We start from the raw sequence: 12,558 nt of genomic DNA, 5'->3' as shown, positions 1-12,558 counted from the left end.
GTCACATCGCGTCGATCTGACCGAACCGATGTGACATTCGGCCACGGGCGGGGGGCGGCCGGCCGGACGCGGGACGCACCGTCATCCGGATCCGGGCGGGGACGTCAGCCGATCCAGCACGCCAGCTCGTCGGACCGTGGATCCGTCACCACCGGATCGCCCTCGCCCCCGAACACCCGGACCGGTCGCGAGGCACCGACCGGCGCCCACCCCGGATCTCCGGTGGTCGCGAATTGCACCCAGGCGCGGTGCATCTCGTCGGCGAGCGACTGCGGGGGCCGGTCTCCGGTGAGCCGGTGGGCGACGTCGAGACGGTCGAAGACGAACGCGATCTCGAGCGCATGGCACGCCCGCAGGTCCTGGACCGGGCTCGGCCAGGCGAACTCGTACAGCCGGGCCGTTCCACCGCCGCGGACGATCGCGTCGGCGAGGGCGACGGTGCCCGACCGGAACGCGTAGTCGGTGAGGATCGCTGCGAGCACGTCCCCGGGAGTGGCTCCGGGACGGTGGCCGGCGTAGAGATCGGCGGTCGCGGGATCGATCCCGTACCGGTGCAGGACGAACGGCAGGGTGTCCGCGGTGATCGCCGCGGCGATGCCGGTCGGCACCAGGAAGAACCGGAACTCGTCGGTGGTCGTTCCGGCCAGCACCGGCACATCCGTGCCTGCTCCGGCGGCCAGCGCGTCGATCGGCAGCGACGTGAGCACCTCCCCGTCGATCGTGGGGAACAGGCTCATCACCCCCAGTCCGCGCTGTACCACCGACGCACCCCATCGGGCCGGGTCCGGATTCTGCGCCAGTTCGAGGCCGAGGTCGTCCTGCGCGGACTGCAGGCGGCCGGGGTCGAGGGCACCGAACGCCGCGGCGGTGGCCGGCACCCCCAGATTGCCGGCGAGGACGGCCGTCACCCGGCGCGCGTCCTCGACGTCCGCGGCCGCGGTGGCATTGCCGCTCTGCAGGACGGCGCGGTGGAACAGGCCCGTCGCGGCGGGCGAGGCGAGCAACGCGGCCACGCTCATGCCGCCGGCCGATTCACCGAACACGGTCACGTTGTCGGGGTCGCCGCCGAACGCCCGGATGTTGTCCTGCACCCAGCGCAGCGCGGCGAGCTGGTCGAGCAGGCCTCGGTTGTCCGGCGCGCCGTCGAGCGACAGGAATCCGGGGATCCCGAGCCGGTAGTTCACCGACACCAGCACCACCCCGTCGCGCGCGAAGGCACGCCCGTCGTAGCTCTCGATCCGGTTCGATCCACGGGTGAATGCGCCGCCGTGGATCCACACCATCACCGGCAGTGCCGAGGCACCCGGGTCCGGGGTCCACACCGACAGGTTCAGGCACTCGTCGCCGGGTTCGATGACGTTGCCGAGCAACGCGGCCGCCGGTGCGGCGTACGGCGACTGCGGACAGGTGGGACCGGGCGCGGTGGCGTCACGCACCCCCTCCCACCGGGGCGCCGGTGCCGGGGCGGCGAACCGCGCCGGCCCCACCGGGGCCGCCGCGTACGGGATGCCGAGAAACGCCCACACCCCGTCGGTGACCGTCCCCCGGACCGCGCCCGCGCCGGTCTGCACCGTATCCGTCATACCCTGCTCCCCTCGTCGTGCCACGGCCGCCGGCCCACCGTCGCAGGCCACCGAGCGAATGTATCGCCGATCTCGGCAGGAAAGGCATATTCGCCCGGTCCCATGTCTCCTATTCTGAGGTGGACGGACTTCGACATCCGGCCGAGGAGGTGCGGCATGCGAGCACTGGTTGTCTACGAGTCGATGTTCGGGAACACCCGGCACGTAGCGGAAGCCGTCGCGCGCGGACTGGGACCGGCAGACGCGGTGCGCACGGTCCCCGTCACCCAGGCGCACGAGGAGAACCTGTCCGGGTACGACCTGGTGGTGGTCGGCGGCCCCACACACGCGCACGGCATGAGCCGCGAGTCGACACGCCACGGTGCGGCGGAACAGGCCGAGAAACCCGACAGCGGACTGACGCTCGAACCCGACGCCGAGAGCGAGGGCGTCCGCGAGTGGCTCGATTCGCTGCCGTCCGGCGGTGGTAGGGCCGCAGCGTTCGACACCCGCATCGACCTGGCGGCCGTGCTCACCGGCCGCGCCGGCAAGGGCATCGCCAGGAAGCTGCGCAAGCACGGGTTCGAGCTCGTCGCCGATCCGGAGAGCTTCCTCGTCGACAAGCAGTCGGCACTCGAGCCCGACGAGGAGGACCGCGCCGAGCAGTGGGGCCGGTCGCTCGCACAGCAGGTGGCGAGCGGATCCGAAGACGTGCGCTGACGCGCTCGCGGACATGAGCGAATGTACCGCTCATGTCCGTAGGCCGACAGGACGACAACTCCGCTCGGCGCACAGCCGCGCCCGACGGTCCATACTCGGGTCTATGCGACTGACCCACTTCGGACATTCCTGCCTGCTCGTGGAACATCTCGGCGCGACGATCCTGTTCGACCCGGGCAACTTCTCGCACGGCTTCGAGGGCATCACCGGGCTCGACGCGATCCTGGTCACCCATCAGCACCCGGACCACGCCGACCCGGCGCGGCTGCCGGCCCTGGTGGAGGCCAACCCGGGGGCCGCCCTGTTCGCGGACCCACAGACCGCCGCGCAGCTGGGTGGAAGCTGGCGGGCCGTGCACCCGGGCGACGCGTTCACCGTCGGCGACGTACGGGTGCGCGGCACGGGCGGCCGGCACGCCGTCATCCATCCGGAACTACCGGTCGTCGACAACACCGCCTATCTGCTCGGCGACGACGAGAACCCGGCGCGGCTGCTGCATCCGGGCGATTCGCTGTACATCCCGCACGAGAAGGTCGACGTGCTCGCGCTGCCCGCCGCGGCGCCGTGGTTGAAGATCTGGGAGTCGGTGGACTACCTGCGCGCGGTCAACCCGCGGGTGGCCGTGCCGATCCACCAAGGCATCGTCGCGGACCAGGCCACCGGCATCTTCTACGGCCGCTACTCGGAGATGGCGCCGGAGGGCACCGAGTTCCGGGTGCTGCCCGCCGAGGATTCGGTGGAGGCGTAACCGCCGGTGTGTCTTTCGGGCTGCGGTAGCCGCCCGAAAGACACACCGGCCGCGTCAGCGGCTCGCGGCGCGACCGGCGGCGCGGCCGGAGAAGATGCAGCCGCCGAGGAAGGTGCCCTCGAGCGAGCGGTAGCCGTGCACTCCGCCGCCGCCGAACCCGGCGACTTCTCCTGCCGCGAACAAGCCCTCGAACACCGATCCGCCGGTCGTCAGGACCCGGCCCGACAGGTCGGTCTCGAGCCCACCCAGCGTCTTGCGGGTCAGCAGGTGCAGCTTCACCGCGATCAGCGGACCGGCCTTGGGGTCGAGCAATCGGTGCGGGGCCGCGATGCGGGTGATCCGGTCCGGCACGTACGCGCGGGCCGCGCGCATCGCCGCGACCTGCAGATCCTTGGTGTACTTGTTGGCGATCTCGCGGTCCCGGGCCTCGACGACCTGCCGGACCGTCGCATAGTCCAGCGGTGCGTCCGGAGTGAGCTCGTTCATCCCTGCCACCAGTTCGGCGAGGGTGTCGCGGACGACGAAGTCGACGCCGCGCTGCTTGAACGCCTCCACCGGTGCCGGCGCGCCGGGCTTGACCCGCTGCAGCACCTTGCGGATGTCGCGGCCGGTCAGGTCCGGATTCTGTTCCTGACCGGAGAGCGCGAACTCCTTCTCGATGATCTTCTGGTCGAGCACGAACCAGGTGTGGTCGTGCCCGCTGCGCACGATGTGCTCGAGGGTACCGAGGGTGTCGAAGCCCGGAAACAGCGGCACCGGAAGTCGCTTGCCGGTCGCGTCGAGCCACAGCGACGACGGGCCGGGCAGGATGCGGATGCCGTGATTGGGCCAGACGGGGTCGTAGTTGGTGATGCCCTCGGTGTAGTGCCACATCCGGTCGCGGTTGACGATGCGCCCCCCGGCACGCTCGGTGATCTCGAGCATCCGCCCGTCGACGTGCGCCGGCACCCCGGTGAGCATGTGCTTCGGCGGGTCTCCCAGCCGCTTCGGCCAGTTCTTCTTCACCAGGTCGTAGTTGCCGCCGATGCCACCCGACGTGACGATCACCGCGCCGGCCGAGAATTCGAACTCGCCGGTCGCCACGCGCGACGACGCCACCCCCCGCGCGGCCGACGACGGTTCGAGCACGGTTCCGCGCACCCCGGTGACGGCACCGCCGGTGACGACGAGGTCGTCGACGCGGTGCCGGTTCCGCAGGACCACCCGGCCACGGTCGACGCCGTCGAGCACCTTCCGGGCGAAGATCTCGACGAGTCCCGGTCCGGTTCCCCACGTGATGTGGAAGCGGGGCACGGAGTTGCCGTGACCGCCGGCGTCGTAGCCGCCGCGCTCGGCCCAGCCGACCATGGGGAACAGCTTCAGCCCACGTTCCTTCAGCCACGCGTGCTTCTCTCCGGCCGCGAACTCGACGTAGGCCTGCGCCCAGCGGCGCGGCCAGTAGTCCTCGTCCTCCCGGTCGAACGCGGCACTGCCCATCCAGTCCTGCAGGGCCAGGTCGTACGAGTCGCGGATGCCGAGCCGGCGCTGTTCGGGGGAATCCACGAAGAACAGCCCGCCGAACGACCAGAAGGCCTGTCCCCCAATGTTGTGCGAGTTCTCCTGGTCGACCAGCACGACGGTGCGCCCGGCGTCGAGGAGTTCGGCTGTGGCGACGAGTCCGGCCAGACCGGCGCCCACCACGATCACGTCTGCATCCATGCCCGCCAACCTACTGCAGAGTAGGTTAGCGTGGGAAGATCTCCGGGGTCAGGCGGCGCCGAGTGTGCGTGCGCGCGGCGGCCAGCGGTAGACGGAGGGCTGCGCCTCGAGATGCAGGGCGAGGTCGACCGCGTCGAGCATCGCCTGCCGCGGTCCGGGACGGTCGAGCTGCTTGCCCGAGATCGACAGCCGCAGCAGCCCGCCGCGACGGGCGACCCGGCCGGCGCCGATCACCATCGCCCGGCACCACCACGGTTCGGCCTTGGCACCCTCCCCGATGCCGAACACCCGCGCGTGGGTGACGGTGTCGCGGTACAGATCGTGGATCCCGGCGACGCCGGCCATCAGCCGGAACCCGGTGGCGGGCAGCGCCGCGACGGCCCCCGGCGAGGCGAGCCAGCGCGGCGGCGCGAACAGCCGGGTCCGCAGTCCCGTCTCCTCGAGCACCCGGTCGGCGGCGAGCAGCCGCAGCCGCGCCTCGTGTTCGGGCAGGACCGCGAACTCGGCGCGCCGCCGCTTGGTCGCGGCCTGGTCGTAGCCGTGCAGCACGATGGCGTCGCCGCCCTCGCGACGCTCGAGCAGCCACTCCTGGGTGTGCGGATCACGTGCGAGCCGGTAGTGATCCTTGAGGCGCGGGGCGACGAGCAACGACAGAGGCACGCCGCGGGCGTCCATCTCCCGGGCGAAGGCGTCCACCGCCGGGCGGGTCTCGTCCCTGATGCCCGACACCGACACGATCAGCTGGCCGCTCATGGCTCCACGGTGACAGGGCCGGGTGAACGTCAGGCGTCGCGCACCTGAAGGGTTTCGGCATGCACGGCGTCGGCGAGGGGCCGGCCGGTCCGCCATCCGAACCGCTCCAGGTCGGGCACCTCCTGCAACCGGGTCACGGGACCGACGCACAGCCACGCGATCGGCCGCACGGGGGGCCGGGCTCCGACGAAGTCGGCGAGGAACGCCTCGTCGTAGAACGACACCCAGCCGACGCCGAGTCCTTCGACGGTGGCCGCGAGCCACAGGTTCTGGATCGACAACACCGCCGAGAACACGCCCACGTCGTCGATCGTGTGTCGGCCGAGGATGTTCCGCCCGCCGCGCGACGGGTCGTAGGTGACCACGATCCCGGTGCCGGACTCGACGATGCCTTCGACCTTGATGGGATCGAACGTGCGCCGCCGTTCCTCCGGCAGCGAGTCCGCGAACGCGCGACGGCACCCGGCGACGTGGTCGGCGAATTCGGCGAGCCGCTGCGGGTCGCGGACCACGACGAAGTCCCACGGCTGGGTGTTGCCGACGCTGGGTGCGGCATGCGCCGCCCCCAGAACCCGCCACAGGACCTGCTCGTCGACGCGTTCGCCGGTGAACTCCGCGCGGACGTCACGGCGGGCACGGATCACCTCGTACAGCGCCGCCCGCGCATCGATGGTGTCGGTCATCGCAGTCAGCGGGGCAGCGCGGCTTCGATGGCGGCGATCACTTCGGGGGCGTCGGGCTCGGTGCGGGGCCGGAACCGGGCGACGACGTTTCCGTCGGGTGCGACGAGGAACTTCTCGAAGTTCCACTGCACGTCGCCGGCCTCGCCGTTCGCGTCGGGGTGCCGGGTGAGTTCGGTGTAGAGGGGGTGCCGGCTCTCGCCGTTGACGTCGATCTTCTCCATCAGCGGGAACGTGACGCCGTAGTTGGTGGAGCAGAAGGTCTGGATCTCCTCGGCGGTGCCCGGTTCCTGGCCCATGAACTGGTTGCAGGGCACGCCGACGACGGTCAGGCCCCGGTCCGCGTACTCGACGGCGAGCTTCTCGAGCGCGGTGTACTGCGGGGTGAGGCCGCACTTGGAGGCGACGTTGACCACGAGGACCGCGCGACCGTCGAACTCGGCGAGGGAGGTCGGCACCCCGCCGAGGGTGTTGATGCCGATGTTCTGCAGAGAAGTCGTCATGCCGCCCGACGTTAGTCGCGACGGCCCCGGGGGCGGTAGTGCACCCCGGGGTCGCCGCGAGCAGGCACGTCACAGTGCGGCGACGACCGCGAATGCGCCGAGGGCCACGAGCGCGGCGCCGGTCAGCGTCTGCACCCGGCGGTCGACCACGCACATCGCCGACAGGAAGCCCGGCATCGACCCGCCCCCGCGGGTGTGCACGATTGCCAGGAGGCTCGGCATGCACCGGCCGAGCGAGACGAGCGTGAACAGCGCGGCGCCGAGGACGGGTGAGCCGACCGCGGCGACGCCGAGCACCAGCAGGTAGTACGCGCTCGACCGGATGAAGATCACGAAACCCGGCCCGATGAGGGCGCCGAAGAGCAGCGAGACCTTCCACGGTGCCATCGACCGGCGCAGGTGCCGCGGCAGCTGTCTGCGGCGCATCGGCGTCGGCAGCGTCACCAGGCCCAGCTCGTGCAGGCCGTACGCCAGTGCGACGGCGCCCCACGCGAGGAGCGCCCACGTCACCGGGACCGCCCCGGCGACGAGGGCACCGAGCGCCCCTACGAGCGCGCCGGTGGGGGCACCGGTCGCGATCGAACCGAGTGCGTGCCAGCCGAGCCTGCGCACCGGGGTCGACGAACCCGGACGGCCGGGCTGCTTCGGGGCGGCGACGACGCCGACGACCGACATGCCGCACGTCGACCAGTTCGCGGCCAGGGCGGTGACGGCTCCGGCACCCACGACCGCGGCGGTCGTCGCGGCGGGCCCGGCCGGGGTGAGCAGCGCCGCGGCCCCGGCACCGGCGACGCCGGCGGCGGCGATCAGCACCGCGCGAGTGCGCGACGGCACGGCCTTCTGCAGGGTGGGACGGATGTCCGGCACATCCGTCGTCAGCGGCTCGTGCGCGAGTACTGCGGTCATGACTTCCTCCAAGGGATCGGTGTTCTCCGGATATGGACGGCTGGTTCAGGATTCGGTGACGGTGACGGTTCCGGTCATGTACCGGTGGACCGAGCAGGTGTACGGGTAGGTGCCCGGTTCGTCGAATGTGCGGGAGTACGTACCCTCCGCGGTGATCCCGCTGTCGAACCACCCCTCCGATACGACCTGGTGCAGCACCCCGCCGTCCTCGAACCGCCATTCGACGGTGCCACCGGCCGGCACGGTCACGTCGGGCGGAGCGAAGTGGACATTGCTGACGACCACCACCGCGTCCGGGGGTCGATCGGACGGGCCGCAGGCCGCGACGAGCGGAAGCAGCAGGGCCGCAGCCCACCCCGGCTGCCGGCTCATTCCCGGACGATCACGGTGCCGACCATCATCGGGTGCGGCGTGCAGTGATACGTGAAGGTGCCGGCGTCGTCGAAGGTGTAGGAATACGTTCCCTCGGTGAGGAGCTCGCTCTTCAGCCGACCCTCGAGGGGGCCCTCCCCCACCACGTCGTGCGGCAGTCCGCCGTCGTCGAAGCGCCACTCCACGGTCTGGCCCTTCTCGATCGTCACCGACTCCGGGTTGTAGGCCATGTTCTTCACCTCCACGACGACGGCGGGCTCGGCCGAACCTCCAGCGGTGCCGCAGGCAGACAGGCTCACCGCGGTCAGCAGGCCGGCGAGCAGAACGGCGGACTTTCGCATCAGGATTCCTCTCATCGGATATACCGCAAGTTCGCGGTCATACCGGCTTCGAAGTGGTAGGCGTTGTGGCAGTGGAACATCCATTCACCCGGATTGTCGGCGTCGAATTCGATCGCGAGTTCGGTGCCGGGCAGCACGTTGACGGTGTCGCGGCGCAGCCCGCCGTAGGCGCCGATCGCGAAGGTGTGCCCGTGCGTGTGCATCGGGTGCCACATCGTCGACGAGTTCTTCATCGTGATCCGGACGCGTTCACCCTGTTTCATGATCAGGCGGCCGGCATCGACCCCGGCCATGCCCCACACGTAGCGGTCCCCGGCCTGGATCAGCTCGATCCGGTAGTCCCGATCGGGTTCGCGTGGATCGAGCCGCACGGCCTCGACGGGCCGCAACGCGCTCTCCGCGACGAGCCGGCCGTCGAGTTCGGGGATCGCGCCGCCCACGTCGGCGTCGGCCATCGGCACCGCGTCCGGGGTGCGCAGCACCGTCGAGGCATACCCTGGCCGCCCTTCGACCTTCGCGACGATCGGCCACACGCCCGACCGGACGGTGACGAGAACGTCGTAGCGTTGCGCCATGCCGACGACGATCGTGTCGGCGACGGTGGGCTGCACGTCGAAGCCGTCCGCCGCGACGATCGTGAGTTCGTGCCCGGCCACCGCGAACCGGTACGGGGTCTCGGCCGCCGCGTTGACGATCCGCAGCCGCACGCGCTGCCCCGCCGCGGCGACGACCGGGGCGGGATCGTTCGGGGGCCGGCCGTTGATCAGGTGCAGCGGATACGCGATGTGCTGGGTCATCCCACCGAGCGCCGCGGAGTCGCCGTGCCCGGCGCTCACCAGCTGCCGGGCGACGTACAGGTCGCCGGGAGGCTGCGGCCCGGGTGCCGCGCCACCGCCGTGGCCGCCGTGCCCACCGGAGATTGCGGGGTTGAGCGCCGTGAGCACCGCGTCGGGTGTGGTGCCGAGACCGTCGACCCAGTCGTCGAGGACCAGCACGGCGTCGGCGTCGGCGCCGGTGCGGTCGTCGGGATCCTCCACGACGAGGGCCCCGAACAGCCCGCGGTCGGCCTGCAGGCCGCTGTGCGAGTGATACCAGTGGGTGCCGGGGTCCGGGACGACGAAGCTGTAGTCGAACGTCGTGCCCGGCGTGATCGCCGCCTGGGTGACGGGCGCAGCACCGTCCATGTCGTTGCGGATCCGGATGCCGTGCCAGTGGACGGTGGTGTCGGCATCCAGGTCGTTGCGCACCGCGGCGTCGAGCCGGTCACCCCTGCGGACCCGCAGTTCCGGGGCGACGGCCCGCCCGCCGTACGTCCAGGTGTCGACGAGACGACCACCCAGGTCGACGGTGGCGACGCCGGCGGCCAGCGCAAACGACGCCACGGTGCCGTTCCAGCCGCGGGCGGCCTCGGAGGCGGCGACCTCCGGGTCGGCCGGGGAAATGTAGTCGAGATCGGCCGCCGATCGGTTCGCCGCGCCGGCGCCGGCCGGTTGCGTACCGGAGGATGCGGTGGCGCAGCCGGCGGCACCGAACCCGAGCGCGCTCATCCCCAGCGCCCCGGCCCCGAGGGAGCCGAGGGCCAGGAACCTGCGCCGGTCCAGCACGGTGCCGGGTGGTCTCATCCGATCACCTCGGGGGTGAGCAGGTCGGTGAAATCCTCGACGTTGCCGCTGATCTCCGCCGAGGAGACCTGCTGCCCCGTCGCGGCGTCGAACCCGACGATGCGCTGCGTCGCCTCGCCCTGCCCCTCCGGGTTGCCGCCGAGGACGTAGAACGTCGCTCCGTCCACGGAGAACGCCATACTCGCGATGTCGGCCAGTCCCAGGTCCGGCAGGCTCAGCGTCCGGATCGGTGCGAGATTCGCGGCGTCGGACAGTTCGATGCGGGCCAGGTCTCCGCCGCGGGCGGAACTGGGATGGATCGGTGAGTCGGTGTAGGCGATCGCGATCCGGGTGCCGGTGTTGTCGATGACGTCGCTCGCGAACCGGCCCTCGGGCCGGCCGGCGTTGCCGATCGGCGTCACCGCGTCCTGCGGCAGTCCGTTCGAGAAGTCGAAGACGTACACGTCGCCGTTCTCCCCGACCAGCAGGGCTTTGCGCGCCTCGGCGGCCCACCCGACCTTCCGGGCGCTGACGAAATCGTCCGGCAACACTTTCGCCCGGGCGGTCTCGGCGGGCACGCCGTCGTCGCCGACGGAGATCCGGACGAGTTCACCGGTCTCCTCGCACACGCTGTAGATCTCGTGGTCCACGGTCCAGGTGAACGGTCCGCAGCCGACGATCTGCACGGCTCCGCTCTGCTGCTTCGTCTCGAGGTCGACGACGCGGACGCCGTAGAGCCCGTCGTCCCAGGTGACGAAGTACCGCCCGTCGGAGGTGACCGCGTTGGAACCCGGCCGCGAGTGCACGCGCGCGACGTCGGGCAGCAGCGCCTCGTCGGGCTCGAGCAGGTTTCCGGAGTAGGTGCTGACGGTGAAGTCGGCGGCGCCCCGCGAGCCGCGGGGACGCCACACTTCGGCGGCGAGAACGGCCGGGTCGGAGGGGGTCTCGCCGACGAAGCCGTGGATCACCGGGTCCCAGATGCCGGGCCCGACGACGATGCGGCTGCCGGCGACACCCGTCTTCGGGTCGAGGACGTTGACGCCGAGCTCCAGCTTTCCGAATCCGCCTGCCACGGCGACGAGTTCGTCGCGCCCGATGGGCTCGATCTCGGAGACGTGCAGAGGTTCGGGGATGGTGTCGCCGATCTCCTGGTCGTCGTGGCCGAGGGCGATGCCTTCCCCGGGGGTGGTGAATTCGACGGTGGGATAGGTGACGTCGCCGGCGGTGTTCGGGTCGTCGCCGGACGAGCCGCAGCCGGCGAGGGTGACGAGCAGCGCGAGGGGCACGGCGGCTGCGGCGGGACGCACGAGGTGGCGGGAACGCGATGTCATGATCCGGCACCGACCTTCGGGCGCTCGGCGGGACGGGCCTGGCAGTCCTCGCCGATGATGGGGGCCATGGTGCAGGTGTACGACTGGGATTCGTCGGAGACGCACCAGATGATCTCCTGGTCGTAACTGCCCGAAACCGGGTTGTACATGACGGCCTGCATGTCCGGCTCGCCGCAGAACGCGTTGGAGCACGACGGGGCGCCGCAGCAGTCGTAATAGGCGATCAGGTAGGTCTTTCCGGTGTCGGGGTTGGTGCAGCAGCCCACCCAGAATTCGGCACCCGGCCTGCTGCCCGGCGCGCACGTGGTCACTCCGCCGCCGTTGCAGGCCGCGCAGGAGGTGCCGTCCATGTTGCACCAGCGCCAGTACTCGCACTCGGCCGGATCCTTGCCGTCGTAGACGGGCACGAGCGGTTCCGGACCGGGATCGGGTGCGGGCTCCTGCGCGAATGCGGTGCGGGTCACCGGAAGCGAGCTGATGAGCGCCACTCCCGACACGCCCATCGTCCAGCGGCCGAGACGGCTGATCATCGAGCGGCGCGACACCTGCTCCGACATCCGGCGTCCGGTCCGGCTCATGAACGAACCGCCCTTGCCGGCCATCCAGGCGGCCTGCTCCTCGACGGTCTCCTTGTCGACCGGGTACCGGTTCTCGTACATCTCGTCCAATGCATCTCTCCGTTCGTCCGGGGGGGATTCAGGCGCTCGCGGCGGCGCGGGCCTTGGCCTGTTCGTGCAGGTGCTGCAGCGACGGGGTGCCGGTCTCGAGGGCGTTGAGCAGACTCTCGACCTGGGCCATGTGGTTGCACAGGCCCTTGGCGCGGATCTTGCCGTGCTCGTCGAGGATCACCCCGTAGGGCGTGGTGCCGACCTGGTAGGCGATGCCGACGTCGCGGCCGTCCACGTAGCTCAGTTCGGTGCCGATGTTGCTGCCGGCGAGGAACTGCCGGTGCTCCTCGGATGTGCCGTCGGAGACGATCACGACGTCGAGGTCCCTCTCCGCCTTGGCCATCGCGCGGACGCCGGGCAGCAGGCTCTTGCAGGTGGAGCAGGTGGGCGCCGTGAACAGCAGCAGCTGCGGCCGGTCCCGGTGCCCGCCGATGCCGACGGTGCGTCCGACGTGGTCGGTGAGGCCGCGGAAGGACGGACCCGCCTGCTCGATCTTCGGGCCGGTGTCCATCATGCGGGCCCCGAGGGGGCCGAGCCGGACCTGCACCCGGCCGATCTCGCGGGCCAGCGCGAGCACCATCAGGAACAGCACGGCGACCGCCACCGTCAGCACGGTGACCGCAACGAGAAGAATGGTGTCCATCTATCGGTCCTGTCTCGGGAAGGGTTTCGGGA

14 protein-coding genes are annotated in these 12,558 nt (G+C 71.0%); 2 read left to right on the top strand and 12 right to left on the bottom strand.

All coding sequences use genetic code 11. The features are described from left to right. Positions 1–104: 104 nt before the first annotated feature. Positions 105–1,583 (bottom strand): carboxylesterase/lipase family protein, encoded by a 1,479-nt coding sequence (locus ACM26Y_RS04760; RefSeq protein ID WP_416062787.1) that lies wholly within the window; start codon positions 1,581–1,583, stop codon positions 105–107. 156 nt (positions 1,584–1,739) lie between these two features. Here ACM26Y_RS04760 and ACM26Y_RS04755 point away from each other — a divergent pair, with 156 nt between their 5' ends. Both ACM26Y_RS04755 and ACM26Y_RS04750 read left to right on the top strand, forming a co-directional pair. Next, complete coding sequence (locus tag ACM26Y_RS04755; protein ID WP_416062786.1) at positions 1,740–2,282, top strand: flavodoxin family protein; 543 nt, start codon at positions 1,740–1,742, stop codon at positions 2,280–2,282. 103 nt (positions 2,283–2,385) lie between these two features. Next, positions 2,386–3,030: an MBL fold metallo-hydrolase gene (locus ACM26Y_RS04750; RefSeq protein ID WP_003936553.1), complete on the top strand. Its 645-nt coding sequence runs from the start codon at positions 2,386–2,388 to the stop codon at positions 3,028–3,030. 54 nt (positions 3,031–3,084) lie between these two features. On the opposite strand, the gene ACM26Y_RS04745 is transcribed toward ACM26Y_RS04750, so the two are convergent. The 11 genes from ACM26Y_RS04745 to ACM26Y_RS04695 all read right to left on the bottom strand — a co-directional run bounded on the left by ACM26Y_RS04745 (position 3,085) and on the right by ACM26Y_RS04695 (position 12,526). Further along, entirely contained in the window at positions 3,085–4,728 is a 1,644-nt protein-coding gene (locus ACM26Y_RS04745) for an FAD-binding dehydrogenase (RefSeq protein ID WP_003936554.1), read from the bottom strand. A gap of 48 nt (positions 4,729–4,776) precedes the next feature. Continuing rightward, a complete protein-coding gene (locus tag ACM26Y_RS04740; protein ID WP_416062785.1) occupies positions 4,777–5,481 on the bottom strand; it encodes a DUF2334 domain-containing protein in 705 nt (234 codons plus the stop codon). A gap of 29 nt (positions 5,482–5,510) precedes the next feature. Next, on the bottom strand, positions 5,511–6,164 hold the full coding sequence (gene bluB / locus ACM26Y_RS04735) for a 5,6-dimethylbenzimidazole synthase (RefSeq protein WP_003936556.1): 654 nt from the start codon (positions 6,162–6,164) through the stop codon (positions 5,511–5,513). Between the two features lie 5 nt (positions 6,165–6,169). Continuing rightward, a complete protein-coding gene (locus ACM26Y_RS04730; RefSeq protein WP_003936557.1) occupies positions 6,170–6,664 on the bottom strand; it encodes a glutathione peroxidase in 495 nt (164 codons plus the stop codon). Between the two features lie 69 nt (positions 6,665–6,733). Continuing rightward, positions 6,734–7,570, bottom strand: coding sequence for a methylamine utilization protein (locus ACM26Y_RS04725; protein ID WP_416062784.1), 837 nt, complete (start codon positions 7,568–7,570; stop codon positions 6,734–6,736). 45 nt (positions 7,571–7,615) lie between these two features. Next, positions 7,616–7,942, bottom strand: a complete 327-nt coding sequence (locus ACM26Y_RS04720; RefSeq protein ID WP_371382952.1) for a cupredoxin domain-containing protein — start codon at positions 7,940–7,942, stop codon at positions 7,616–7,618. Continuing rightward, positions 7,939–8,283 carry a plastocyanin/azurin family copper-binding protein gene (locus tag ACM26Y_RS04715; protein WP_416062783.1) on the bottom strand — a complete coding sequence of 115 codons (345 nt, stop codon included), beginning with the start codon at positions 8,281–8,283 and terminating at the stop codon, positions 7,939–7,941. Before ACM26Y_RS04715 ends, ACM26Y_RS04720 begins: the two co-directional genes overlap by 4 nt. 11 nt (positions 8,284–8,294) lie before the next feature. Beyond that, positions 8,295–9,905, bottom strand: coding sequence for a multicopper oxidase family protein (locus ACM26Y_RS04710; RefSeq protein WP_416062782.1), 1,611 nt, complete (start codon positions 9,903–9,905; stop codon positions 8,295–8,297). Then, positions 9,902–11,215, bottom strand: coding sequence for a hypothetical protein (locus tag ACM26Y_RS04705; RefSeq protein WP_416062781.1), 1,314 nt, complete (start codon positions 11,213–11,215; stop codon positions 9,902–9,904). Before ACM26Y_RS04705 ends, ACM26Y_RS04710 begins: the two co-directional genes overlap by 4 nt. Next, positions 11,212–11,874: a methylamine dehydrogenase light chain gene (locus ACM26Y_RS04700; RefSeq protein WP_416063616.1), complete on the bottom strand. Its 663-nt coding sequence runs from the start codon at positions 11,872–11,874 to the stop codon at positions 11,212–11,214. The genes ACM26Y_RS04705 and ACM26Y_RS04700 overlap by 4 nt, the downstream gene beginning before the upstream one ends. Before the next feature lie 37 nt (positions 11,875–11,911). Continuing rightward, a complete protein-coding gene (locus ACM26Y_RS04695) occupies positions 11,912–12,526 on the bottom strand; it encodes a redoxin domain-containing protein (protein ID WP_416062780.1) in 615 nt (204 codons plus the stop codon). Positions 12,527–12,558 lie beyond the last annotated feature (32 nt).

It is taken from the genome of Rhodococcus indonesiensis (genome assembly GCF_047782815.1).
GTDB lineage: Bacteria > Actinomycetota > Actinomycetes > Mycobacteriales > Mycobacteriaceae > Rhodococcus > Rhodococcus indonesiensis.
Note: the sequence above shows the minus strand (reverse complement) of the source record. Positions and strands in the feature narration are given on the sequence as shown.